Annotated in this window: 20 protein-coding genes; 12 read left to right on the top strand and 8 right to left on the bottom strand. The window is 62.6% G+C overall.

What is annotated here, in order from left to right:
• Position 1: 1 nt before the first annotated feature.
• The 4 genes from NR193_RS08490 to NR193_RS08475 all read right to left on the bottom strand — a co-directional run bounded on the left by NR193_RS08490 (position 2) and on the right by NR193_RS08475 (position 6,142).
• The gene (locus NR193_RS08490) at positions 2–436 is read right to left on the bottom strand and encodes a DUF983 domain-containing protein (RefSeq protein ID WP_256750424.1); all 435 of its coding nucleotides are present in this window, start codon (positions 434–436) and stop codon (positions 2–4) included.
• A complete protein-coding gene (gene rnr / locus NR193_RS08485; RefSeq protein ID WP_256750423.1) occupies positions 436–2,742 on the bottom strand; it encodes a ribonuclease R in 2,307 nt (768 codons plus the stop codon). Before rnr ends, NR193_RS08490 begins: the two co-directional genes overlap by 1 nt.
• Positions 2,743–2,748: 6 nt before the next feature.
• A complete protein-coding gene (topA, locus tag NR193_RS08480) occupies positions 2,749–5,391 on the bottom strand; it encodes a type I DNA topoisomerase (RefSeq protein WP_256750422.1) in 2,643 nt (880 codons plus the stop codon).
• Between the two features lie 373 nt (positions 5,392–5,764).
• Entirely contained in the window at positions 5,765–6,142 is a 378-nt protein-coding gene (locus tag NR193_RS08475; protein WP_256750421.1) for a hypothetical protein, read from the bottom strand.
• Positions 6,143–6,318: 176 nt separating this feature from the next.
• On the opposite strand from NR193_RS08475, the gene NR193_RS08470 reads away from it, so the two are divergent.
• Positions 6,319–7,065, top strand: coding sequence for a cytochrome c biogenesis CcdA family protein (locus NR193_RS08470; RefSeq protein WP_091575136.1), 747 nt, complete (start codon positions 6,319–6,321; stop codon positions 7,063–7,065).
• 28 nt (positions 7,066–7,093) lie between these two features.
• Here NR193_RS08470 and NR193_RS08465 read toward each other — a convergent pair whose 3' ends face one another.
• Complete coding sequence (locus NR193_RS08465; RefSeq protein ID WP_256750420.1) at positions 7,094–8,224, bottom strand: hypothetical protein; 1,131 nt, start codon at positions 8,222–8,224, stop codon at positions 7,094–7,096.
• A gap of 183 nt (positions 8,225–8,407) precedes the next feature.
• Between NR193_RS08465 and glmU the strand changes: the two genes are divergently transcribed.
• The 3 genes from glmU (at position 8,408) to NR193_RS08450 (ending at position 12,603) form a co-directional block, all read left to right on the top strand.
• Entirely contained in the window at positions 8,408–9,766 is a 1,359-nt protein-coding gene (glmU, locus tag NR193_RS08460; RefSeq protein WP_256750419.1) for a bifunctional UDP-N-acetylglucosamine diphosphorylase/glucosamine-1-phosphate N-acetyltransferase GlmU, read from the top strand.
• 175 nt (positions 9,767–9,941) lie between these two features.
• Entirely contained in the window at positions 9,942–11,765 is a 1,824-nt protein-coding gene (gene glmS / locus NR193_RS08455) for a glutamine--fructose-6-phosphate transaminase (isomerizing) (RefSeq protein WP_256750418.1), read from the top strand.
• A gap of 79 nt (positions 11,766–11,844) precedes the next feature.
• Positions 11,845–12,603, top strand: a complete 759-nt coding sequence (locus NR193_RS08450) for a DUF502 domain-containing protein (protein WP_256750417.1) — start codon at positions 11,845–11,847, stop codon at positions 12,601–12,603.
• Here the strand turns inward: NR193_RS08450 and recG are convergent.
• Positions 12,555–14,663 (bottom strand): ATP-dependent DNA helicase RecG, encoded by a 2,109-nt coding sequence (gene recG, locus NR193_RS08445; RefSeq protein WP_256750416.1) that lies wholly within the window; start codon positions 14,661–14,663, stop codon positions 12,555–12,557. The two genes, NR193_RS08450 and recG, sit on opposite strands and share 49 nt — an antisense overlap.
• 92 nt (positions 14,664–14,755) lie before the next feature.
• Between recG and NR193_RS08440 the strand changes: the two genes are divergently transcribed.
• The 5 genes from NR193_RS08440 (at position 14,756) to NR193_RS08420 (ending at position 21,038) form a co-directional block, all read left to right on the top strand.
• Positions 14,756–15,058: a succinate dehydrogenase assembly factor 2 gene (locus NR193_RS08440; protein WP_256750415.1), complete on the top strand. Its 303-nt coding sequence runs from the start codon at positions 14,756–14,758 to the stop codon at positions 15,056–15,058.
• Positions 15,059–15,071: 13 nt separating this feature from the next.
• Positions 15,072–18,569: a transcription-repair coupling factor gene (gene mfd / locus NR193_RS08435; RefSeq protein ID WP_256750414.1), complete on the top strand. Its 3,498-nt coding sequence runs from the start codon at positions 15,072–15,074 to the stop codon at positions 18,567–18,569.
• Positions 18,570–18,758: 189 nt separating this feature from the next.
• Positions 18,759–19,097 (top strand): DUF962 domain-containing protein, encoded by a 339-nt coding sequence (locus tag NR193_RS08430; RefSeq protein ID WP_256750413.1) that lies wholly within the window; start codon positions 18,759–18,761, stop codon positions 19,095–19,097.
• Positions 19,098–19,099: 2 nt separating this feature from the next.
• Positions 19,100–19,528 (top strand): DUF3995 domain-containing protein, encoded by a 429-nt coding sequence (locus NR193_RS08425; protein ID WP_256750412.1) that lies wholly within the window; start codon positions 19,100–19,102, stop codon positions 19,526–19,528.
• Between the two features lie 136 nt (positions 19,529–19,664).
• On the top strand, positions 19,665–21,038 hold the full coding sequence (locus NR193_RS08420) for a class II 3-deoxy-7-phosphoheptulonate synthase (RefSeq protein ID WP_256750411.1): 1,374 nt from the start codon (positions 19,665–19,667) through the stop codon (positions 21,036–21,038).
• A 124-nt stretch (positions 21,039–21,162) separates the two neighbouring features.
• Here NR193_RS08420 and NR193_RS08415 read toward each other — a convergent pair whose 3' ends face one another.
• On the bottom strand, positions 21,163–22,233 hold the full coding sequence (locus NR193_RS08415) for a GGDEF domain-containing protein (RefSeq protein ID WP_256750410.1): 1,071 nt from the start codon (positions 22,231–22,233) through the stop codon (positions 21,163–21,165).
• Between the two features lie 420 nt (positions 22,234–22,653).
• On the opposite strand from NR193_RS08415, the gene NR193_RS08410 reads away from it, so the two are divergent.
• Together NR193_RS08410 and NR193_RS08405 are read left to right on the top strand one after the other, a co-directional pair.
• On the top strand, positions 22,654–23,070 hold the full coding sequence (locus NR193_RS08410; protein WP_256750409.1) for a GFA family protein: 417 nt from the start codon (positions 22,654–22,656) through the stop codon (positions 23,068–23,070).
• An 81-nt stretch (positions 23,071–23,151) separates the two neighbouring features.
• Positions 23,152–23,511: a diacylglycerol kinase gene (locus NR193_RS08405; RefSeq protein WP_091575119.1), complete on the top strand. Its 360-nt coding sequence runs from the start codon at positions 23,152–23,154 to the stop codon at positions 23,509–23,511.
• A gap of 10 nt (positions 23,512–23,521) precedes the next feature.
• On the opposite strand, the gene mddA is transcribed toward NR193_RS08405, so the two are convergent.
• The gene (gene mddA / locus NR193_RS08400) at positions 23,522–24,280 is read right to left on the bottom strand and encodes a methanethiol S-methyltransferase (RefSeq protein ID WP_256750688.1); all 759 of its coding nucleotides are present in this window, start codon (positions 24,278–24,280) and stop codon (positions 23,522–23,524) included.
• Positions 24,281–24,421: 141 nt separating this feature from the next.
• Between mddA and NR193_RS08395 the strand changes: the two genes are divergently transcribed.
• Positions 24,422–25,990, top strand: coding sequence for an alpha/beta hydrolase (locus tag NR193_RS08395; RefSeq protein ID WP_256750408.1), 1,569 nt, complete (start codon positions 24,422–24,424; stop codon positions 25,988–25,990).
• The last annotated feature ends 12 nt before the right edge of the window (positions 25,991–26,002 follow it).

Genomic DNA, 26,002 nt, shown 5'->3' with positions numbered 1-26,002 from the left:
TCTAAACCCCGGGATGGGGCTCGATCATGTCCTGCTCACCGCCAAAGCCGTGCATATAGAAGGCCCATTGCAGTCCGATGACGGCACCTTTCACGGGTTGCAAAAGCGCGACCGACAGAAGGATGGTCAACGGCACCCAGATGGCGATGTGCTGCCATGTGGACAAGGTCGATGTCGCCTCCACGCCCATGAAGGCGCCGAGCACGATATGACCGACGATGACGATGACGAGATAGGCGGGCAGGTCATCGGCGCGATGGTGATGCAGTTCCTCGCCGCAGACACTGCATGTGTCGACGGTCTTGGTGAAGGCGCGAAACAGCTTGCCTTCGCCGCAACGCGGGCAGCGGCCGAGCAGGCCGCGCTTCATTGCAGTCCACAGCGGACGGGCAACCCGGCCTGAGTGATGTTCGCCGCCAAAAACCTGTTGTTCCATCATCGTCTCCTGCCGCGCGAACCCGATCGCGATTGCGACGCACGGGCGCGGCCTTTGGCCTTGTGAAACGACCGCTTGGAGCCGGGCAAAGGCTTCGGATCGGTCAACATCTCGAAGCGCATCGCGCCGGCCATCGGCGCCACCTCGATCAGTCGGACCTCGACGCGGTCCGCGAGCTGGTAGCCTTTGCCCGAGCGTTCCCCGAACAGGGAGCGGGCCGTTTCGTCGTATATATAGTAATCGCCGTTCAAAGTTGACACCGGGATGAAACCATCCGCGCCATACTGCGGCAATTGGACAAATAGTCCCGATTTGGTGACGCCGGAGATGCGGGCGTCGAACCGGTCGTCCACGCGCTCGGCGAGATAGGCGGCAATCAGCCGGTCGACCGTATCCCGCTCGGCCGCCATTGCGCGGCGTTCCGTGCCGGAGATCAGCACCGCGACATCTTCGAGCCGTGCCGCTTCGTCCTGAGTGAGCCCGCCCGGACCGAGCCCGAGTGCGGCAATAAGTCCGCGATGGACGATGAGGTCGGCGTAGCGGCGGATCGGCGATGTGAAATGTGCGTAGCGCCTGAGATTGAGGCCGAAATGGCCAATGTTCTTCGGCGAGTATTCGGCCTGGCTCTGCGAGCGCAGCACCACTTCGTTGACCAGTCCTTCATTGTCGGCACCGCGCACGCGCTCCAGGATGCCGTTGAACTGGCTTGGCCGCATCTGGGCGCCGCGCGCCAGCGACAGGCCCAGCGTCTGCAGGAATTCGCGCAGCGATTCCTGCTTGGCCAGCGAAGGCGCGTCATGGACGCGGTAGACCAGCTCCTGTTTCCTCGCCTCCAGCGTCTCGGCGGCGGCGACGTTGGCCTGGATCATGAATTCTTCGATCAGTTTGTGGGCATCGAGCCGTTCCGGCACGATGACGCGATCGACGGTGCCATCCGGCTTGAGCATGATCTTGCGCTCCGGCAGGTCGAGCTCGAGCGGCTGGCGGCCGTCGCGCCCGCGCTTGAGGATCGCATAGGCGTCCCACAGCGGCTTCAGCACCGTGTCGAGGATCGGTCCCGTCTTGTCGTCCGGCATGCCGTCGATCGCGGCCTGCGCCTGCGCATAGGCGAGCTTTGCCGCCGACTTCATCATGATGCGGTGGAAGGAGTGCCTGATCTTGTGGCCATCGGCGGAGAAGGTCATGCGCACCGCCAGCGCCGGCCGGTCCTGACCTTCGCGCAGCGAACAGAGATCGTTGGAAATGCGCTCGGGCAGCATCGGCACGACGCGATCCGGGAAATAGACTGAATTGCCGCGCTTCAACGCTTCGCGATCGAGTGCCGTGCCATAGCGGACATAGGCGGCGACATCGGCGATGGCGACCGTGATGACCACGCCGCCAGGGTTCTTCTCATTGATGTCCGGTGTGGCGAAGACGGCATCGTCATGGTCCTTGGCGTCGGCCGGATCGATGGTGAGCAGCGGCAGCTCGCGCCAGTCCTCGCGGTGGTCCATCGTTGCAGGCTTTGCCGCTTCGGATTCGGCGATGACGTCGGCCGGGAAGATATGCGGGATGTCATGGGCGTGGATGGCGATCATCGAAACCGCCTTTTCGCTGGTCAGCGAACCCAGCACGTTGAGCACCTTGGCCCTCGGCAGCCCATAGCGGGAGGCCCGTGCGGGCTCGACCTCGACCAGGTCGCCGTTCTTGGCACCGTTCTGGAATTCCTTGTCGACGATCAATTCCGGTTGGCGCCGTTCCACCGGCTCGATGCGCAGGGTGCCGTCCTGAAGCACGCGAAAGACGCCGAGAACGGCATCGGTGCGCTTCTCGAAGATCTTCATCACCCGCCCGGTATAGGCGGGGCCGGTCGGCTCATCGGTCGGGAAGGTCTTGGCCAGCACGCGGTCGCCAATGCCGGGCACCGGACTATTGCCGCTACGCGATACGCGGATGGAGACCACCGGGGGCTCGCCCGCGCCCACGGCCTCCGCCGGATGCGCCAGCAAAATGCCGTCGCCATCGCGGCCAAAAATGTCGAGTACAGCGACGTGGGGCAGGGCACCGACGCGCGCCAGTCGCTTGCGCTCCTTGGTCAGGACACCTTCGTCCTGCAGGTCGCGCAAAATGTCCTTCAACCAGATACGGTCGTCGCCGCGCAACGCGAACGCCTTGGCGATGTCGCGTTTTCCGGCGCGGTCGGGATTTTCGGCGATGTAGCGCAGGATTTCGTCACGCGATGGCCGATAGTCATCCTTGACCCCGGCCCTCGTGTCGGCGGTGCGCGGATCGCCGTGGCTCCTACCGGTGATCCTGCGCGCCACGCTGTCCTATCCTTTTTTCTTCGCGGCCGGCTTCTTGGCCGCCGCTTTCTTGGTTGCAGGCGCCTTCTTGGTTGCAGGCGCCTTGGCCGCCGCCGCGGCCTTGCGGAACGGCTTCTTGCCGCCACCACCCTTGGCTTCCTTCTCGGCAATCAGCGCCAGCGCGTCCTCGATGGTCACCGATTGAGGGTCCTTGCCTTTCGGCAGCGTGGCGTTGACCTTGCCGAAATTCACGTATGGTCCGTATTTGCCGTCGCGCACGACGATCTTGCCGCCACCATCGGGATGGTCGCCAAGCTCCTTGAGCGCAGCAGCAGTGCCGCCATTGCGGCCGCCCTTGCCCTTCAATTGCTTCTCGGCGATCACCGACACCGCGCGATTGAGGCCGATCGAGAACACATCCTCGATGCTGTCGAGATTGGCATAGGTGCCGTCATGCAGCACGAACGGCCCGTAACGGCCGAGCCCGGCCGAGATCATCTTGGCCGTTTCCGGGTGCTGGCCGACATCGCGCGGCAGCGACAGCAGGGCGAGCGCCTTTTCATGATCGATCGAATCGGGTGTCCAGCCCTTCGGCAGGCTCGAGCGCTTGGCTTCCTTGCCGTCGCCGCGCTGCAGATAGGGGCCGAAGCGGCCACTGCGCAGCGTGATTTCCTCTGACGTGTACGGATCCTTGCCAATGACCTTGGTGCCGTCCTCGCCGCCACCGTTCTCCCCATTGGGATTGGCGGCATCGCCGAGCTGACGGGTGAAGGAGCATTCGGGATAGTTCGAGCAGCCGACAAAGGCGCCGAACTTGCCGAGCTTCAGCGACAGATTGCCGGTGCCGCATTTCGGGCAGATGCGGGGGTTCGAGCCGTCTTCCCGCGCGGGGAACACCAGCGGCGCCAGTTCCTCGTTCAGCGCGTCGAGAACGTCGGTGACGCGCAGTTCCTTGATGTCGGCGACGGCGCCGGAAAAATCCTTCCAGAAGTCGCGCAGCACGTCCTTCCAGGCGAGCTTGCCGTCCGAGATCTCGTCGAGCTTTTCCTCGAGGGACGCGGTGAAGTCGTATTCGACATAGCGCTTGAAGAAGCTTTCGAGAAAGGCCGATAGCAACCGGCCCTTGGCCTGCGGCACCAGCCGGCGCTTGTCGATGGTGACGTAGTCGCGGTCCTCGAGCGTCTTCAGGATCGCCGTATAAGTGGAAGGTCGGCCGATGCCGAGTTCTTCCAGCTTCTTGATCAGCGAGGCTTCCGAATAACGCGGGGGCGGCTCGGTGGTGTGCTGGGTGGCATTGATCGCCTGCCGCGCAAGCTGCTCGCCGGCGCGGATCTCCGGCAACCGACGGTTCTCCTCGTCTTCCGAATCGTCGTCCTTCTGGTCGGTGTAGGCGGCGATGAAGCCGTCGAAGCGAACGACGGAGCCGATGGCGCGGAGTTCCGCCGTGCGGGTTCCATTGACCGCCTCGATCTCGGCGGTGGTGCGCTCGATCTCGGCCGACTGCATCTGGCTGGCGATGGCGCGCTTCCAGATCAACTCGTAGAGCCGCATCTGGTCTGAATCGAGATATTGCCTGACCGATGCCGGGGTGCGCATGAAATCCGTCGGGCGGATCGCTTCGTGCGCTTCCTGGGCATTCTTGGCCTTGGCGGTATATTGGCGTGGCTTTTCCGGCAGATATTTTGGGCCGAACTCCTTGGCGATGGCGTCGCGGGCGGCCGAGATCGCCTCCGGCGCCATCTGCACGCCGTCGGTTCGCATATAGGTGATCAGGCCGGTGGTTTCCCCGCCGATCTCCATGCCTTCGTAAAGGCGCTGGGCCACCTGCATGGTGCGGCTGGCCGAAAAGCCGAGGCCCGACGAGGCGGCCTGCTGCAGTGTCGAGGTGGTGAAGGGCGGACCGGGATTGCGCTTGGTGGGCTTGGCTTCCACCGACACCGCCTTGAAGGTCGCGCCTTCGAGCATCGACTTGATGTCGTCGGCCTGCGCCTTGTTGGAAATGTCGAGCTTCTGCAGCTTCTTGCGATCGAAGGCGGTCAGCCGCGCTTCGAAATTCTCGTTGCGCGGCGTGCCGAGAAGAGCTGATATCTGCCAGTATTCCTCGCGGATGAAACGCTCGATTTCGGATTCGCGATCGCAGACCAGACGCAATGCAACCGATTGGACACGGCCGGCCGAGCGGGCGCCCGGCAATTTGCGCCACAGCACGGGGGAGAGCGTAAAGCCGACGAGATAATCCAGCGCCCGGCGAGCGAGATAGGCATCGACCAGCGGCGCATCGATCTGGCGCGGATTGGCCATCGCTTCCAGCACCGAGGACTTGGTGATGGCGTTGAAAACGACGCGGCTGACCGGCTTGTCCTTGAGCGCGCGCTTCTGCTTCAGCACTTCCAGCACGTGCCAGGAAATCGCTTCGCCTTCACGATCCGGGTCGGTGGCGAGGATCAGGCCGTCGGCATCCTTGACCGCCTTGGCGATGTCGGCAAGCCGCTTGCCGGAGGCGGTGTCGACCGCCCAGGACATGGCAAAATCCTCATCCGGACGCACCGAGCCATCCTTGGCCGGCAAATCGCGGACATGGCCGAACGAGGCCAGAACCTTGTAGTTCTTGCCGAGGTATTTGTTGATTGTCTTCGCCTTGGCCGGCGATTCGACGACGACGACGTCCATGAGGTCTCATATCAGCTGTGATGCGGCAGAAGAATTCCGCTGCTCGCGACGAAATCTCGCTCTATTTGTCGCTCACATGGCCGCGCTTTTGCATCCGGTCAAGGGGAAGCGTCCCAAATTGCGGGGATGCCCGTAGCAATACACTCTTAGAGTGTATGATGGAAATCACAGAATTCCGGTCAGTGGAGATGGTGGTCCCCAGTCGCCGAAACGACCAGCTTCATTTTCTGGCGAGTCGGGGAAAAACCCGCCGGAATGCCGTGCCAGGGCCGGGTGACACGGTCCACAGACAAGAACTGGCCGCCGGCTGCATGGAAAGATGCCCGGCGACCAGCTGATGTCCCGCCAGGGGCGGGAATTGGCATTGAGGGGTCTAGTTGGCCTTGACGACGTGCCAGACGTCGGCAACGCCGTCGCCGCTCATGTCACCGGCCTTCTTGTCCTTGATGAAGGTGTAGACCGGCTTGCCGTCATAGGCCCACATCTTGCTGCCGTCGGTGCGGTCGACGACGCTCCATTCGTCATCCCCCTTGGCGCCAGCCTCGGCCTTCAGCGGCGGCCAGTTGGTGGCGCATTTGTCGTAGCAGTTGGACTTGCCCTTCCCGTCCTTGTCATAGGTATAGAGCGTCATGCCGTTGGCGTCGGTGTAGATCTTGGTGCCACCGACCTCGGCTTCCTTCCACGCGTCGGCGGCGAAGGATGCGGCGGTGCTGAGCAGAAGCGCGGCTAACCCGACTGTTATGGTTTTCATGGGATCTCCCTGGATGTTCCAAAGAGGCGCGGAAATCGCGGCCTCGCTGCATCAACGCCAGCCGCGGGTTCTTTCTTCCCCGGCCTCAGCATGCAGCGTCGACTTGCCACAAAATGGTGATTGGTGGAGAAGCAGCGTCGAGCCTATATCGGCGCCGGGACAGTCGGAGTTTTGGAATGGCATTGGACATTGGCTATGTCAGCGCGGTCGGGGCGGGGGCCATCTCGTTCCTGTCACCGTGCGTGCTGCCGCTGGTGCCGCCCTATCTCTGCTATATGGCTGGCGTCTCGGTCGACGATTTTCGCGGCGATGCGGGCGTGACGGCTCGGGAAGGCACGCGCGGCGCGCTGCTCTATTCATCGGTCGCCTTCGTGCTCGGCTTCTCGACCGTGTTCGTGGCGCTCGGCGCCGGCGCCTCGACCATCGGCCATTGGCTACGGGTTTGGCAGGAGCCGTTGGCGATGGCGGCCGGTGTGCTCATCATCCTGATGGGCCTGAATTTCCTCGGTATCCTGCGCATTCCGCTGCTGTCGCGCGAGGCGCGCTTCCAGTCGCAAGGAAAGCCGGCAAATGCCCTTGCCGCCTATGTCATGGGGCTGGCCTTCGCCTTCGGCTGGACGCCGTGCATCGGCCCGGTGCTGGGGCCCATCCTGACGCTGGCCGGCGGCCGTGAAACCGTGGGCGAGGGCGCACTGCTGCTCGCCGCCTATTCGCTCGGCCTCGGCATCCCGTTCCTGATCGCGGCGCTGTTTTCCGGCGCCTTCATGCGCTTCCTCGGCAAATTCCGCGTCCATCTCGGCCGCGTCGAAAAGGCGATCGGCGCGCTGCTCGTCGTTGCCGGCGTGTTTTTCCTCACCGGCGGCGTGCAGACCGTGTCCTACTGGCTGCTGGAGAATTTCCCGGTGCTGGGGCGGCTGGGGTAGCGATCCGGACGCACGCTTTTGAGTGCTGTCAAAAGTGAGGTTCGATACGCTGGATGACGCACACACTTTTGAATCCGTTGGCGAGCAGCTGGACCAGGATAGCGGTTGGGCGCTCTTCCCAATTGGTTGGTTGGGCCAGCAGATAGAGCCTTCCGTCGATCCGCTGCGTATCGAAATGGACGTAGCGCCAACTCACATCCGGATAGAGCCGTGGCATGTGTCCGGCAATGACGCTCCATCCCGATGGTAATTTGTCCGCAGAGAACTTGTCCCCATCGTCATCAAGCATGCTCTCTTTCAGAATTTTTGAAGGGTCGGCTGTGACCGGTGCCAGCAGCATAAGGTCGCCGTCGAAATAATGATTGGTTCCGCTCCAACGGACAAGCTTGCGAAGCACGCCGGGCGACACTTCGACTGTTGCGATGTTGATATCTTGCCCCGCAGTCTCCACGGGGAAGACATTGGCGGTGTCGTTCACGGTGGTGCTAACGCTTTGAAATCCTTTTGGCCGGAGCCGCAGGAATTTTCGGCAGAGACGCGGCTGGGTGGTCCCACGCGCCAGCAATATCGTTCCGACTGGCGGCCGACGACCGGATGTCCCATACTCGACGTGATCAATCTCATGGCGATTTAGCTGGAATGACTCGTCTCGACAGGTAATCGCCCCATCGTGCGGCGCGGTGTAGCTGCGGGCAACATAGCAATAGCTCAGCCGATCCGGCCGAATGACGAGTCCGATCAGCCAGGGGTCTTCGTCCATCGCGTAGCCGGGCTTCCATTGTTTGCGCGATAGAATCTTTCGTTTTGCAATCCAGAGGCTGAAGAAGGCCGGCGGATCGGCGCCACCCATGCCATAGCCAAAGGCTTGCTTCTGTCCGTCGCGAAGGCGGATTGTCCAGCCATTGGCCATGGTGCAATTCGATTGGCCGAGGGTAGGCGTTGCCGACAACCCCTGGTCGGCGCTCGCCGGCAATTGACGATAGACAACTGGATCTTCGTCCGCCGTCATTGTGAAGCGGACCAACGCGACATTGTGGCCGGGTTGGCAAACCACCTCGGCATGCGGGGTGGAGTAGTCGGCCCGAGCGGTTCCCGAGCAGATCAATATGCAAAGAAAAATTGCGAGCGCGTCAAGAGCGTGCAGGTCACGGCTCAACATTTACAGGGGCCTTTTTCAGAGCATGCCAGCGCCACTATCCCTGAAATTTTTTTGCAATACCAAGACTCGCTGACTAAGAGTCAGCAGCTCCACCACCTCACCGGAATTTAACCGCATTGGTGCAGCATGGCGCCACTGCTATCCTGTCTTGATTCCCAACCCTTTTCATATGGTTGTCCTTCCATGAGCCAGAGAACCTGCCTGTCCGTCATCCTTGCCGCCGGCGAAGGCACGCGCATGAAAAGCGCGTTGCCGAAGGTCCTGCACCAGATCGCCGGTCTGCCGATGGTCGCCCATGTCGTGAAGGCCGCCGAAACCGCCGGTGCCGGCGACCAGGTGCTGGTGATCGGCCACGGGGCGGAAGAAATGCGCAAGGCCGCGGCAAAATTCGCGCCTGACGCCGAGACCTTCGTGCAGGAAAAACGCCTCGGCACCGCGCACGCCGTGCTTGCCGCTCGCGAAGCGATATCAAGGGGTTACGACGATGTCCTGGTGATGTTCGGCGACACCCCGCTGATCGACCCGGGCGCGCTCACCGTGGCAAGGCTGAAACTGGCCGAAGGCGCGGCCGTGGTGGTCATCGGTTTCCGCACGCCCAATCCAACCGGCTATGGCCGGCTGATCGAAAAGGGCGGCAAGCTGGTCGCCATCCGCGAGGAGAAGGACTGCAGTGACGAAGAGAAGAAGATCACCTTCTGCAATGGCGGGCTGATGGCGGTGGCCGGTGGCCGCGCGCTGAAGCTGCTCGACGCGGTCGGCAACAAGAATGCCAAGGGGGAATATTACCTCACCGACATCGTCGGGATCGCCAGCGGGCAAGGCCTTGATGTCGTCGCCACCGAAGCCAGTTTCGAGAATGCGCTCGGCATCAACAACCGTGCCGAACTGGCGCAAGCCGAAGGCATCTGGCAGCAACGCCGGCGGCACGAGGCAATGCTGTCGGGCGTGACGCTGATAGCGCCCGAGACCGTGTTCTTCTCGCACGACACCGAGATCGGCGCCGACACGATCGTCGAGCCCAATGTCTGGTTCGGCCTAGGCGTGAAAATCGCCACGGGCGCCAGGATACACGCCTTCAGCCATATAGAAGGTGCCACCATTGCCTCGAACTGCGATGTCGGACCGTTCGCGCGGCTGCGGCCGGGTGCCGATCTCAAGCAAAAGGCCAAGGTCGGCAATTTCTGCGAGGTCAAGCAGGCGACCATCGAGGAGGGCGCCAAGGTCAACCACCTGACCTATATCGGCGATGCCCGCGTCGGCGCTGGCGCCAATATCGGCGCCGGCACCATCACCTGCAACTACGATGGCTATTCGAAATTCTTCACCGACATCGGCGAGGGGGCTTTCGTAGGCTCGAATTCCGCGCTCGTGGCGCCGATAACGATCGGCAAGGGCGGCTACATCGCCTCGGGCAGCGTCATCACCGAAGACGTACCCGATGATGCGCTGGCCTTCGGCCGCGCCCGCCAGAAGACGATCCCAGGCAAGGGCAAGGAACTGCGCGAACGGTTTGCTTCGGCCGCGGCCGCCAAGAAGAAGTAAAACCGGCCCGGAAAAACGGAGCGATTACAGTAACCGGATTGCAAGAGCGGTCTGTCATGGTGCATCGGCTAGGTTGACCGTTCCGCTGATACGGGACGAAATGCAATGTGACTTTCGCGGCAGGCCGGCGATCCCTAAATAGCGCTGGGTTCTGCAAGGAATTGGGGCTGTCTGCATGTGCGGTATCGTTGGAATCGTCGGCCATTCGCAGGTTGCGCCGCGCATCGTCGATGCGCTGAAGCGGCTCGAATATCGCGGCTATGACTCGGCCGGTGTCGCCACCATCGACCATGGCCAACTCGGCCGCCGTCGCGCCGAGGGCAAGCTGATCAATCTCGAACGCAAGCTGAAGGACGAGCCACTCAACGGCACGATCGGCATCGGCCACACGCGCTGGGCGACGCATGGCGTGCCGAACGAGACCAATGCGCATCCGCATTTTTCGGACGGCGTCGCCATCGTCCATAACGGCATCATCGAGAATTTCGCCGAGCTGCGCGACGAGCTGATCCGCGACGGCTACAGTTTTTCCTCGCAGACCGACACCGAAGTCGTCGCCCATCTGGTGGCGCGCGAGCTGGCCAAGGGGCTGAAGCCGGTCGAGGCCGCGCACCAGGCGCTGAAGCGGCTGCAAGGCGCCTTTGCTCTGGCCATCATGTTCAAGGGCGACGAGGATCTCATCGTCGGCGCGCGCAATGGCCCGCCACTGGCTGTCGGCCATGGCGATGGCGAGATGTTTTTGGGCTCCGATGCCATCGCACTCGCCCCGTTCACCAATTCAATCACCTATCTGGAAGATGGCGACTGGGCCGTGGTGCATCGCGACGGCGTCATCATTTTCGACATCGACGGCAAAAAGGTCGACCGCAAACGCCAGCAGTCGCTTTCCACCAGCTTCATGGTCGACAAGGGCAATCGGCGCCATTTCATGGAAAAGGAAATCCATGAACAGCCCGAGGTCATTTCGCATACGCTGGCGAACTATCTGGATTTCGTCGGTGGCGTCTGCAAGCCGCTCGACCTGCCGTTCGACTTTGCCAGGATCAACCGGCTGGCGATTTCAGCCTGCGGCACCGCGTATCTCGCCGGCCTGATCGGCAAATACTGGTTCGAGCGCTATGCGCGGCTGCCGGTCGACATCGATGTCGCCTCGGAATTCCGCTATCGCGAGATGCCGCTGTCGGCGGACGATGCCGCCTTCTTCATCTCGCAGTCGGGCGAGACCGCCGACACACTGGCCTCGCTGCGCTATTGCCGCAAGGCGGGGATGAAGATAGGCGCGGTCGTCAACGTGCGTGAATCGACCATGGCGCGCGAATCCGACGTCGTGCTGCCGACTTTGGCCGGCCCGGAGATCGGTGTCGCTTCGACCAAGGCCTTCACCTGCCAGCTCTCGGTGCTGGCCTCGCTTGCCGTGCGTGCCGGCGTGGCGCGCGGGACGATTTCGAAGGAGCAGGAGAAAACCCTGGTGCGCGAGCTTTCGGAAGCGCCGCGCTATGCCAACCAGGTGCTCAAGCTTGAAGAGCAGATCGAACGGATCGCACGGGAATTGTCGCGCTACAGCGATGTGCTCTATCTCGGCCGCGACACCAATTTCCCGCTGGCCATGGAAGGGGCGCTGAAGCTCAAGGAAATCTCCTATATCCATGCCGAGGGCTATGCCGCCGGCGAGTTGAAGCATGGCCCGATCGCGCTGATCGACGAGAACATGCCGGTGATCGTCATCGCGCCGCATGACCGGATTTTCGAAAAGACCGTGTCGAACATGCAGGAAGTGGCGGCGCGGGGCGGCAAGATCATCCTGATCACCGACAGCAAGGGCGCAGCGCTTGCGAGCGTGAAGACGATGGAGACGATCGTGCTTCCGGACGTGCCCGAAATCATCTCACCGATCATCTACGCGCTGCCGATCCAGATGCTCGCCTATTTCACCGCCGTGTTCATGGGCACCGATGTCGACCAGCCGCGCAATCTGGCGAAATCGGTGACTGTGGAATAGGCGCCTTTAAAAACTTCGCAGTTCCAAAGCGCCTTCCGGTTCACTAATGTTGCGTCGCAATAGCACGCGCCGGTGAACCATGTCCGATGCTCCGAAGACTTCCGGCATGACCCGGTTGAGGAATTATTTCCTCACAGGTTTCATCGTCTGCGCGCCACTGGCGATCACCGCCTATATCGCCTGGTCGTTCATAGGCTGGGTCGATTCCTGGGTAAAACCGTACATTCCGGCGCGCTATAGCCCGGATTCCTATCTGCCGTTTCCTGTTCCGGGATTCGGACTGATCGTCGCCCTGATCCTGATCACGCTGATCGGCTTCCTGACAGCCAACATCGTCGGCCGCGCCATCGTCAATTTTGGCGAACGCCTGCTTGGCCGCATGCCGCTGGTGCGCGGTATCTATGGTTCGCTGAAGCAGATCTTCGAGACCGTGCTGTCGAACAAGGGCGACATGTTCCGCCAGGTCGGGTTGGTCGAATATCCGCGCAAGGGTGTCTGGTCCTTGGTCTTCGTCGCCAGCGAGAAGGAAAACGAGATCAATGAGAAGCTCGATCAGGAAGGCGATCCGCTGATCGCCGTGTTCATGCCCTGCACGCCCAATCCAACGACGGGCTTTCTCATGTACGTGCCGAAGTCGGACATCGTGCTGCTCGACATGACGATCGAGGACGGCGCAAAGCTGATCGTGTCTGCCGGGCTGGTTGCGCCCGAGGTCAAGTCGAAAGCGGTTGTCGTGAATGGCGAACCGATCGAGGGCGTGCTTGCCAACCCGTCGGTTGGCGCCTTGGCTCAGCCGGCGCGCAAGAGCCGCACCGCCTCGTCGCGGCCGAACAAGTAAAGCAGCAGGCGCAACGCAGCGCCCCGATCGGACTGCAGCTCCGGGTCGCGGGACAGGATCAGCTTGGCGTCGTCGCGGGCGGCCTCCAAAAGGTCGGCATGCGCCTCGATGCGCGCCACCTGGAAACCCGGCGTGCCGGACTGGCGGGTGCCTAGCAACTCGCCTTCACCGCGCAGCTTCAGATCCTCCTCGGCGATCAGGAAGCCATCTTCCGTCTCGCGCATGACCGACAGTCGTCGCTTGGCCGTCTCGCCAAGCGGGTCCTTGTAGAGCAGCACACAGGAAGACTTGATGTCACCGCGTCCGACACGGCCGCGCAACTGGTGCAATTGCGCTAGGCCAAAGCGCTCAGCATGTTCGATGACCATGACAGTGGCGTCAGGCACGTCGACACCGACCTCGATGACCGTGGTGGCGATCAGGATGCGCGTCTCGCCCTCTTTGAAGGCGCGCATCGCTTCATCCTTCTCGGCGCCTTTCATGCGGCCATGAACAAGGCCGATGCGGTCGCCGAACAGCGGTTTCAGCGAAGCGAAACGGTCCTCGGCCGACATCAGCTTGATTTCTTCGGATTCCTCGACCAACGGGCAGATCCAGTAGATCTTCTGGCCACCGGCGACGGCCTCAACCATGCGGCCGACCAGTTCGTCGAGCCGTTCGAGCGGCAGCGTGACGGTGCGGATCGGCTGGCGGCCGGCCGGCTTTTCCGTGAGCTTCGACACATCCATGTCGCCGAAGGCGGTCAGCACCAGCGTGCGCGGGATGGGTGTGGCCGTCATCACCAGCATGTCGGGCGCGTCGCCCTTGGCGGTGATGGCAAGCCGCTGATGGACGCCGAAGCGATGCTGCTCGTCGATGACGGCGAAGACCAGGTCGCGGAAGATCACCGTCTCCTGAAATAGCGCGTGGGTGCCGACGACGATGTCGATCTCGCCTCTCGCCAGACCGGCCAGCGTGTCGGTGCGTTCGCGGCCTTTTTCACGGCCGGTCAGGATGGCGATCCGCAGCCCGACCCTGGCGGCAAGGGGCGCGATCGTCGCCAGATGCTGGCGTGCCAGGATTTCGGTCGGTGCCATCAGTGCTGCCTGGCCTCCGGCCTCGACCGCGCGTGCCATGGCGAGCAGCGCGACGACAGTCTTGCCGGAGCCGACATCGCCCTGCAGAAGCCGCAACATGCGTTCGGGATCGGCGAGGTCGGCATTGATTTCGGCAAGCGCGAATTCCTGGCTGGCCGTCAACGAATAGGGCAGGGCCTCGCGCAGTCTTTCGGCAATGCGGCCGTCTCCAATGAGAGGCCGCCCGGACAGGCGATGGACTTTAGCCCGCACCAGCGCCAGTGAGACCTGGCCTGCCAGCAACTCGTCATAGGCGAGGCGCCGCCAGGCGGCACCGTCCACGGAGACATCGATTGGGTCCGCCGGATTGTGGATGCGGGCGAGCGCGTCGCCAAAGGCAGGAAAGCTCTGTCGGCGCATGAATGCGCTATCCTGCCATTCGGCCAACACGGGCAAGCGTGCGAGCGCCTGGCCGATCGCCCGGCGCAGCACCTTGCCCGAGAGCCCCGCGGTGAGCGGATAGACCGGCTCGACGAGCGGCAGGTTCCCCGCCTCGCTGGCGAGCGCGATATGGTCGGGATGGACCATGGTCGGGCGGCCGTTGAACCATTCCATGCGGCCGGAGATCACGACATGCTCACCCACGGGCATCGCCTTTTCAAGATAAGAGGCATGAGCATGGAAGAAGGTCAGCGCGATCTCGCCGGTATCGTCATGGGCGTAAACCCGGTATGGCACCGACCTGTTGCCGCGCGGCGGCGGCTGGTGGCGGTCGATGCGCACGTCGAGCGTGACGATCGCGCCCTCGGCCGAACCGGCAATGCCCGGACGGTTGCGGCGGTCGATGACGGTGTGCGGCAGCACGAACAGAAGGTCGCCGGCACGCGCCACGCGATCGCCGAGATCGGCGGCGACGACCTTCTCGATCAGCGCGCCAACCTTCTGGCCCACGCCGGCAAGCGAGGTGATCGGGACGAACAAGGGGTCGAGCAGGGAAGGACGCATGAAGTCAGCTTATGTCGCGACGGCCACAGCGCAAGGCTGACAGCACCTTCTATCCACGCTATATGCGCCGCAGCAAGTGAGGATGCGGCACAATGACCGGAACGACGAGATCAAGTGCCGGGTTGGCAAGCGAGGGGCTCGACGCCCGTCGCCGCAAGCTGCTGTTTCGCTCCTGGCATCGCGGCCTGCGCGAGATGGACCTGATCCTTGGCACGTTCGCCGACGCCGAAATCGGCGCCTTGACCAGCGAGGAGATGGACCAATATGAGAGGCTCCTCGACATTCCCGACACCGAATTCCTGCCCATGGTCACCGGCGAACACCCGGTCCCGGCGGATATTGATTGTGCCGTCCTGCAAAAGATCCTGGCTTTCCGCCACTCCATGACATTCTGAACGACGTGATTTCATGAGCCTCATCCCCACCATCGGCCTGCCGAAAGGGCGCGCCGGCCAGTTCATTGTCGACGGTGTCGCCGATGGCTACGAGGCCTTCGCGCTGGTGCAGGCAGCACTCGAGATCGCGCCCGACAAGCCGGTCCTGTTCGTGGCGCGTGACGGCCAGCGCCTGCCGGCGATCATCGAGGCGCTGTCCTTCGCGGCACCCGGCCTGCCAGTGCTGGAATTGCCGGCCTGGGACTGTCTGCCCTACGACCGCGTCTCGCCCGGCTCGGACGCTGCCGCCAAGCGCCTCGATGCGCTGACCGCCATGATCGCGCTGGCGAAGAAGCCACATCGCGCCGTCATCCTCACCACCGCCAATGCGCTGCTGCAGCGCATTCCGCCGGCCGGGCTGGTCGAGGCCCAGACCTTCCACGCTAGGCCCGGCAACCAGATCGACATGAACGCACTGGTGTCGCGGCTGGAGACGTCCGGTTTCGAGCGGGTGCCGACCGTGCGCGGCATCGGTGAATTCGCGGTGCGCGGCGGCATTCTCGACCTGTTCGCGCCCGGCTGGACCGAAGCGCTCAGGCTTGATTTCTTCGGCGACACGCTGGAATCGATCCGCGTCTTCGACGCCGCCACCCAGCGCACCACCGGCCAGCGCAAGTCGATGGCGCTGCAGGCGATGAGCGAAGTGGCGCTGACGCCGGAAACCATCAGCCGCTTCCGCCGCTCCTATATCGAGGCCTTTGGCGCGCCCCAGCGCGACGACGGGCTCTATGCGGCGGTCAGCGAGGGCAGGCGCTTCGCCGGCATGGAGCACTGGTTGCCGTTCTTCTACGAGCGACTGGAGACCGTGTTCGACTACCTGCCCGATACACCTGTCGTCTTCGACCATCTGGCGCATGAAGCGCTCGCCGAACGCCACACGCTGATCCTCGATCACTACGAAGCGCGCAGGAAGCAGGCCGACGGCGCGCTCAAGGATGCCGTGCCCTACAAGCCGGTGCCGCCGGACCTGCTCTATCTCTCGCCAGAAAACCTGATCGCCTCGCTCGGGCCGCGTGAGGCGATAGACTTCACGCCCTTCGACGCGCCTGATGCCGGCGCGAAAAAGGTCTTTCATGCCGGCTCGCGTCACGGCCGCAGCTTCGTCGAGGAGCGCGCCGATCCGAACGTCAATGTCTTCGACGTCGTCGTCAGACACATTGCCGACGAACGCGCGGCGCGCCGCCGGATCGTCATTGCCGGCTGGACCGAAGGCTCGCTCGACCGGCTCGGCCAGATCCTTGCTGAGCACCATCTCGGCAATCTCAAGCAAGTCGCCACGCTGGCGGAGGCGGAAAAGCTCGAGCCTGGGCAGGCGGCCCTTGCCGTGCTGCCGCTGGAATCCGGTTTCGAGACCGAAAGACTGGTCGTCGTCGCCGAACAGGACATTCTCGGCGACCGGCTGATCCGCCGCTCGAAGCGCAAGAAGCGCGCCTCGGACTTTATTGCCGAAGCCTCGGCGCTGTCAGCCGGCGACATCGTGGTCCACGCCGATCACGGCATCGGTCGTTTCATCGGCCTGCGCACCATCGAAGCCGTGGGTGCACCGCATGACTGCCTGGAAATCCACTATGCCGGCGACGACCGGCTGTTCCTGCCCGTCGAGAACATCGAGCTTCTATCGCGCTACGGATCGGATTCGGCCGAGGCGACTCTCGACAAGCTTGGCGGCGGCGCCTGGCAGTCGCGCAAGGCGCGGCTGAAGAAACGCCTGCTCGACATGGCCGGGCAACTTATCCGCATCGCCGCCGAACGGCAGATGCGCGCAGCACCTGCGCTGGTGCCGGCCGAGGGCCTCTATGGCGAATTCGCTGCCCGCTTCCCCTATGAAGAGACCGACGACCAGCAGACGGCGATCGACTCGGTTCGGGATGACCTTGCCGCCGGCAAGCCGATGGACCGGCTGATCTGCGGCGATGTCGGTTTTGGCAAGACGGAAGTGGCGCTGCGCGCCGCCTTCATCGCAGCGATGGAAGGGTTCCAGGTGGCGGTGGTAGTGCCGACCACGCTTTTGTCGCGCCAGCATTTCAAGACATTCTCGCAGCGCTTTTCCGGTCTGCCGATCCGCGTCGCCCAGGCGTCGCGGCTGGTCGGCGCCAAGGAGTTGGCCGAAACCAAGAAGGGCATCGCCGAAGGGCAGGTCGACATCGTGGTCGGCACCCATGCGTTGCTCGGGTCCGCGATCTCGTTCAAGAATCTCGGCCTGCTGATCATCGACGAGGAGCAGCACTTTGGCGTCAAGCACAAGGAACGGCTGAAGGACCTGAAGACCGATGTCCATGTGCTGACGCTGTCGGCGACGCCGATCCCGCGCACGCTGCAGCTGGCGCTGACCGGGGTGCGCGAACTGTCGCTCATCGCAACGCCTCCGGTCGACCGCATGGCGGTGCGCACCTTCATCTCGCCGTTCGATCCGCTGGTGATCCGCGAGACGCTGCTTCGGGAACGCTATCGCGGCGGTCATTCCTTCTATGTTGTTCCGCGCATCAGCGATCTCGCCGAAATCCATGATTTCCTGCGTGAATCCGTTCCCGAACTGAAAGTGGCGGTGGCCAATGGCCAGATGCCACCTGGCGAACTCGACGACATCATGAACGCCTTCTACGACGGCCAGTACGATGTGCTCTTGTCGACGACCATCGTCGAATCCGGCCTCGATATCCCGACCGCCAACACACTGATCGTGCACCGCGCCGACATGTTCGGCCTGTCACAGCTCTATCAGTTGCGCGGCCGCGTCGGCCGCTCGAAGGTGCGCGCCTATGCGCTGTTCACGCTGCCGGCCAACCGCAAGCTGACCGACACTGCCGAGCGCCGGCTGAAGGTGCTGCAGTCGCTGGACACGCTGGGTGCCGGCTTCCAGCTGGCCAGCCATGATCTGGATATCAGAGGTGCCGGCAACCTGCTGGGTGAAGAGCAGTCCGGTCACATCAAGGAGGTCGGTTTCGAACTCTACCAGCAGATGCTCGAAGAGGCCGTTGCGGAGGTAAAGGATTCCGGCGAAGTCCAGGATGGCGGCTGGTCGCCTCAGATTGCGGTCGGCACGGCGGTGATGATCCCGGAAAGCTATGTGCCGGACCTGCAGCTCAGGCTGGCGCTCTATCGCCGTCTCGGCGATCTCGAAAACACCGAGGAAATCGATGCCTTCGGCGCCGAGCTGATCGACCGCTTCGGCCCGCTGCCGGAGGAGGTGAAGCATCTGCTCAAGATCGTCTTCATCAAGGCGCTCTGCCGCAAAGCCAATGTCGAGAAGCTCGACGCCGGGCCGAAGGGCGTCGTCATCCATTTCCGCAAGCGCGAGTTCTCCAACCCGGTCGGGCTGGTCCAGTTCATTGGCGAGCAGGGGTCATTGGCCAAGATCAGGCCGGACCACAGCGTCGTGTTCGTGCGCGACTGGCCAACGGCCGAGAAGCGGCTGGCGGGCTCCGCTGTGGTGATGACGCAGCTGGCGCGTCTGGTGGAGAAGGCCGCGTAGTATCATGGCTGGCGCCTTTTTGACGGGGACGGTGGCCTTCGGCCGCCTGTGGGTTGTTGAAAGGGAAAGTAACTGAAGCGCAGGGACCAAGCGGTATCTGCGGGGGAGATGTGCGACGATTGGGGCAATTGAAGTATTTTGGCCCAAGGGTTCAGATGGTCTTGCAACTCATCGCTGAAGGGGGAATCCATGAACCCGCAAACCTTCGATGAATACTGGCTCGGCTATCTCGCTGGCCATTCGAAACCTTCGACCCGGTTTATCCACTACCTCGGCCTGTTCTTCGCACCGATCGCCGGGGTCGCGGCGTCATTTCTTGTCGTCTGGTGGGCCTTCCTCGTCATCATTCCCATCTTCTACCTTGCTGCTCTGTTCACCCATCCTTTGCTCGAGCACAACAGCAACAAGCCTTTCGCGGATCGCCCCCTGTGGAGCGCCATCGCGCTGCTCCGCATGCTTGCACTCGACCTGACTGGAGGCCTTGGCCGCCACCTTAGGCGAGTGAACGAGGCCGCCCGACAAGCATGACAATGGCGGTCGTCGCCCTCTGCTCGGCCATTCTGCTGTTCGCAGCCGGCTTTCATCTTTATTGGGGTCTCGGCGGTCACATCGGCGTTGGCGTTTCGCTCCCGCAGCGCGAAGATGGCAGCACGGCCGTGAAGGCGACGGCCTTCGGCGCCACAATAGTGGGGCTGATACTGGCGCTGGTGTTGCTGCTCGTTCTTGGCCTCGTCGGCGGGATCCATTTGCCGGTGCCGCAAGAATGGTTGAAGGCAGCTGTGCTGTTTTGGGCGGTCGTCTTCAGCGCGCGAGCGCTGAGTTGGTCGAGATATGTCGGTTTGTTCAAGAAGGTCAGGACAACACGCTTCGCCAGCTATGACACTTTGCTTTTCAGCCCTTTGTGCCTGGTTTTGGGGATGGGCTTTTTCTATCTGGGGCTGACCGACCACTTGCAATGACCTGCCGACCATCATTCGCCAGCGCTGAAATTCCGGTCTAGAATAGGAAATCGGCTTCGTGTATGGAGCCGCGATCCCCCGTATGGGGCCGGGAATGGCGGAGTCTAGGCCGCTGGAAAGAGCGTTGGGTGCAGCGATGACGAAATGGTCGCCGAATTCGTGGAGAGCAAAGCCGATCAAGCAGGTTCCTGCCTATCCGGATCTTGCCGCGCTGAAGAACACGGAAGCCCAGCTGGCGACGTTTCCGCCGCTCGTTTTTGCAGGTGAGGCGCGCAAGCTGAAGAAGCAGCTCGCGGCCGTCGCCGCCGGCGACGCCTTCCTTCTCCAGGGGGGCGACTGCGCCGAGAGTTTTGCTGAACACGGCGCCGACAACATCCGCGACTTCTTCCGCGTCTTCCTGCAGATGTCCGTGGTGCTGACCTTTGCCGGGGCACAGCCGGTGGTGAAGGTTGGTCGCGTTGCCGGCCAGTTCGCCAAGCCGCGCTCGTCCGACAACGAGACCAAGGGCGGTGTGACGCTGCCCAGCTATCGCGGCGACATCATCAACGGCATCGAGTTCGACGCCAAGTCGCGCATTCCCGATCCTGCACGGCAGGAGATGGCCTACCGCCAGTCGGCGGCGACGCTCAACCTTCTGCGCGCCTTCGCGCAGGGCGGCTATGCCAGCCTGGAGAATGTGCATCGCTGGATGCTCAGCTTCGTGTCCGACAGCCCGCAGGGCGAGAAATATGAGTCGCTCGCCAACCGCATCACCGAGACGATGGACTTCATGAAGGCCGTCGGCATCACCTCGGAAACCAACTACGCGCTGCGCGAGACCGATTTCTACACCAGCCACGAGGCGCTGCTGCTCGGCTATGAGGAGGCGCTGACCCGTGTCGATTCAACCTCCGGCGACTGGTACGCGACCTCCGGCCACATGATCTGGATCGGCGACCGCACGCGCCAGCCCGACCATGCCCATGTCGAATACTGCCGCGGCATCAAGAACCCGCTCGGCCTGAAATGCGGTCCGTCGCTGACACCGGACGGCTTGCTGGAATTGATCGACCTGCTCAATCCGGAGAACGAACCCGGTCGGCTGACGCTGATCGCGCGCTTCGGCTCCGACAAGGTCGCCGACTATCTGCCTAAGCTGGTGCGCGCGGTGAAGAAGGAAGGGCGCAGCGTGGTCTGGTCGTCGGACCCGATGCATGGCAACACCATCGAGGCCGCCGGCTACAAGACGCGGCCGTTCGACCGCATCCTGAAGGAGGTGCAGACCTTCTTCGAGGTGCATCGCGCCGAAGGCACCCATCCGGGCGGCATCCACGTCGAAATGACCGGCAAGAATGTCACCGAATGCACCGGTGGCGCGCGCGCCATCACAGCCGAGGAGCTGCAGGACCGCTACCACACGCACTGCGACCCGCGCCTCAATGCCGACCAGGCGATCGAACTGGCCTTCCTGGTCTCGGATCTGCTCAAGAAGAGCCATCCAGTCCAGCACAAGCAGGCCGTCAACGGCTGATTTTCGCCGCGATCCGAGGGAACCCATGAAAGAGGCGCCCGAGAAATCCGGCGCCTTTTCTGTTTTCAGCTCGGCACCCGCGCTCCCGGCGCGGGCGGACGGGGATCGGCAAAGACCGAAGATATCAGTCTTTCTTGTAGAGCAGCCAGCTCTTGCCGGCGCGGCCGGCCATCGTCGAATGCTTGGTGACGCGGTTGCGGCCGCTGACCTTGGAGCGATAAAGCGCCCGGTCGGCCTTGGTATAGAGGTCTTCGGGACCATCGGCTTCGGATGCCATACAGATACCCATCGAGACAGTGACGGTCCCGTAGTTCGTGCCGGTCTGGCTGCTGGTGAACGGCGTCTGCTCGATCAGTGCGCGAATGCGCTCCGCGATCTCGTAGGTGGCGTCCTCGCTGGCGCCCTCGATGATCAGCGCGAACTCCTCGCCGCCGGTGCGGGCGACGAACATGTCGCCACGGATGCTGGTCTGGAGAATGTCGGCGATGATCTGAATGATCTTGTCGCCAACCGGGTGGCCATAGCGATCGTTGATGTCCTTGAAACGATCGATGTCGGCAAGGATCAACGCGTTGAACAGGATGCCCTTGTTGCTGTTGTAGATTCTGGTGATTTCCTTGTCGAAGGCGCGGCGATTCCAGATGTGGGTCAAGGGATCGGTATCGGCTAGCCGCTTGTATTCCTCGAGCTTCGACTTGACGCTCTCGAGTTCGGCGGTCTTGTCGCTGAGCGTCGAGGCGACCTGCCTGCCGTGGTCGATCGTCGAATTGGTGGCAATTGCCATGGCGTTGGCGATCTTGTGCAGAAGATCCTGTGAGAGAAGGCTGCGGCTGCTCAATCCGCTCGATGTTTCATCGAGAATCCTGCCGTATTTCTCGATGTGGCTGCGTTCGCTTCTCAGCAGCAGCGCTACGTCCTCGAGCTCCTTGGCGATGACGTCTCGCGCATGCTCGACGATGCTGGGCCCATGGTTATGTGCAAAGAAGGTGCGCCCGATCTGGTCAAGCTCGTCCTGTGTCGGCCGGTTGCTCAGTGAAACGACGGCGAGGCTAAGCTCGCGATTGGTGCCGCTCAGCGCCTCGTAGAAGATCTCATAGTTGCGCGGCAGTCCGAGGACGCCCAGCTGGCGCATCGTGGCGACAACCGTGGCTGCGATGTCGGTGCTTCGTTCGGTCTGGATTGCTGCCGGCTGCATCTTCGATTCACTCTTCCCCTCGGAGCACGCCGCGGAATTTCCGGGGTTCCAATTGTCGCCGACCAGGGGAACGCAACCCGACAGTCCAGAACAATTTGCGAAGAGACGGGTCCCCACCCACGACCTTCACTTGCAGCGACCATAAATGCGGCGGCGCTAAAGTTTCCTTAATTCGCGGAGATTGCACGGGGTTTTCTCTGCCTGCGTCTGCAGAAGCATCGAATTGTGCATCAATAATCCGAAACAACGCCAGTTCGTTGGCTTGATTTCGGAATTCGCGCATTGAGCTGTTTCAAAAGTGAAACCGGATTTCGGATTCGCCACACCAGTGCATGTCGCATTTGCTTGCGTGTGGCGGCCGTAAAGCTGGAATCCTTGTGACGATGCCGATGTCAGGCAGTTCTTCAAGGAGGGCTCGACGTGAGTGACAGTCACCGGGGATCGTGTTTGTGCGGAGCGGTTCGCTTCAGAACGCGCGGAGCGCTGCGCGGCGTCGTCTACTGCCATTGCTCGCAATGCAGGAAGCAGAGCGGACATTTCTATGCCGCGACCAATGTCGCCGCCGCCAACATCGTGGTCGAAGGTGCGGAAAGCATCACCTGGTACGAGGCGTCTGCCTTCGCCAGGCGCGGTTTTTGCAAGGCATGCGGATCGCTGCTGTTCTGGAAGCCGCGCGACCAGGATTACATTTCGGTCATGGCTGGATCGTTCGACAGGCCGACAGACCTCCAGGGCGAATGCCATATCTTCGTCGGCGACAAGGGCGACTATTATTCGATCGATGACGGGCTGCCGCAGTTTGAAAAGTCGACGCCTGCCATACCGGTCGCCGAATGAATCTTGGACAAGTCGCCTTATTCCATTGATCTGGCCAGCCATTGCATTATCCCGTGCCGGTGATTCGGAAAGGGGTTTGGCATGCAGCGGCTGATCGACGCTTTTTTCAATTCGGTGCGGGCGTTTCGCAAGCTGGCCGTCAGCGAGAAGGCTTTTCAGCAGGAGCTGATGCTGCTTGCGCTCGCCTTGCCGCTCGGCTGGTTTGTTTCGATCTCGTGGCGCGGCTATGCCCTGCTCATCGGCGCGGTGCTGCTGCTGATCATGGTCGAGGTGCTGAACACCGGCATCGAAGCGGCCTGCGACGCCTTCAGCCGCGAGTTCAATGTCGACATCCAGCTGGCCAAGGACTGCGGTTCGCTGGCGGTGCTGATTTCGGTGCTGATCGTTGCCGGCGTCTGGGGCATCGCCATCATCGAGCGGATCATGGGCCTACCGATCTAGGGTCCAGACCCTAGACGTCGGCGTCCCTCGGATCGACGAACTTGCGACCCGGGAGCGGGACAAGCATGGGAACATGCCGGCGATAACGCAGGTAGGTCGTGCCGAACTCGGCAATCAAATCCCGCTCCTCGAATTGCAGCCCGACCAGGATGTACGCTGTGGTCAGGGTCGCGAACAGCAAATGGCCGGCGGTCATCTCAGGCGTGGCCCAGAACGCGAGCAGAAAGCCCAGCATGAGCGGATGCCGCACGATTTTGTAGAGCAGCGGCGTCTTGAACGATTGACCGGGCATCTCGGCCCCGCGTAGCGCGAAGAAAGCCTGACGCAGGCCGGATAGATCGAAATGATCGATCATGAAGGTCGAGGCCAGCACGATCGACCAGCCGAGCCAGTAGACGCCGATCAGGAACCAGGCCGCAATTCCGTCGACCTGCCAGATCTGGATCGGGATCGGCCGCCACTGCCAGAACAGCAGCAGAAGGATCAGGCTGGAGAGCAGCACGTAGGTACTGCGCTGGCAGGCCACCGGAAAGATCGTGGCCGACCATCGTTTGAAGGCCGGGCGCGCCATAATGCTGTGCTGAACTGCAAATAGGCCGAGCAGCAGCAGGTCGATGACGATGGCCTCGCTCACATTCGTCGGGCCGCCGACATCGATCGACTTGGGCACGAGAAAGTTGCCGACAAAACCGAGCGCGTAGAGAAATGAAACAAGGAATACGGCATAGCTCAGGATGGCGTAGAATAGGATCAGGAGGCGTGCGAACATGGCTGTTTCCCTATTGTGCCGGCGCCAGCGGTGCCGCATGCAGGTGTCTGCGATAGCGATCAGGCTCGATCAGGTCTGACTGTTATCCATGGACCGTCCCCTGCGCGTCCCTTGGGGCGCCGACAGGCAACGGGAGATTTCATGACTGGGTTCTCGCTTCAGACATTCGGGTTTCCGGAGATCCACGGTGACGACCGCCCGATCAAGCTGAACCTGCGCAAGGGTCTCGCACTGCTGATCTATCTCGCGGAGGCCCGGGGCGCTGTTGCACGAGAGGTCATGGCCACGCTGCTATGGCCCGAAAGTCCCCTGGAGACCGCCCGCGCGCGATTGCGGCGCATGCTTCATCGTATCGAGCTTGCGCTCGGCCGGCATATTTTCGAGACCGATCGCACCAGCGTGCGGTGGTCTCCGGCGGTCGAACTGAAAGTTGACTCGCATCTGTTCGAGAGCGCCTGCGATGGGGGCGCTTTCGAGGAAGCCTGCCTGCGCTATCGGGGTGATTTCCTAGCGGGCTTCTCTCTGCACGATTGTCCCGAGTTCGACGATTGGGCGTTCTATCGCCGCGAGGCGCTCAGGGGGCGGCTGATGCATGGGCTTGAACGCCTCGTGCATGACAAGAATGCCGCCGGCGAACATTTTGCCGCGGCAGCGCACGCGGGACGCCTTGTCGAGCTCGATCCGCTGAGCGAGGTGTATGGCCGACATTTGATCCGCAGCCTGCTGCTTGCCGGCGATCGAAGTTCGGCGGAACGACACTACGCGGCACTGAGACAGCGACTGCGCGACGAGCTTGGGATTGCGCCCGAAGCCGCAACCGAAGCACTCATGGAGCCCGCCACGGCGCCGCTGGCCCATGCTGTTCCAACAACACTCTACGTAAAGGGCGCCGGCGTACACCTGGCATATCAGACATACGGAAGCGGCGAGCTCGATATCCTGATCATGCCTGGCTTCGTGTCGCATGTGGAACGGCTTTGGGAGCTTCCCTCGTGCCGGGCATTTCTACTTTCCTTGATGACGCTTGGGCGGCTGATCTTGTTCGATCGCCGCGGGATCGGGCTGTCGGACCGGGTCGGATCGGCTCCGAGCGTCGAAGTCACGGCCGAGGATATCGGCACTGTCCTGCGGGCAGCGCACGCGCGTCGGGTCGTCCTGTTCGGGGCGTCGGAATGCGGGCCGGCCTGCATCAAGTTCGCGGCCGATCAATCCCACCTCGTGGCTGGCCTCATTCTGTTCGGCTCATTGGCCAAAGGCTGCTGGGCGCCGGACTTTCCGCACGCGTTGCGGGCAAGCCAATACGACGCCTGGCGCCAGCAGCTCGTCACCGAATGGGGTGGCCCTGCCGGGATCGAAACCTTCGGGCCGAGCCTTTCGCGTGATCCGCAAGCGAGGGCCTGGTGGGCCGGGCTGTTGCGCGCGGCCTCCAGTCCCGGCGGTATTTGGGCCGTGCTCGAGGCGTTGCGCGACACCGACGTGAGACACCTCCTGCCACGGGTTTCCGTGCCCACGCTGGTGCTGCACCGCCGGGATGACCGGGCCGTGCGCATTGCGGCGGGCCGCGACATGGCAAGCCAAATCGCTGGCGCTCAGTTCGTTGAACTCGACGGCAATGATCATTGGTTCTTTGCGGGCGCTCAGCAACCGGTGCTCGAGGCAATCAAGCGGTTCGTCAGCGCTCTGCCGCGCGACAGGAGGCCAAGGCGGTAAGGCCAGCCCGGC

This window comes from Mesorhizobium sp. Mes31, from assembly GCF_024519675.1.
Classification (GTDB): domain Bacteria; phylum Pseudomonadota; class Alphaproteobacteria; order Rhizobiales; family Rhizobiaceae; genus Mesorhizobium.
Note: the sequence above shows the minus strand (reverse complement) of the source record. Positions and strands in the feature narration are given on the sequence as shown.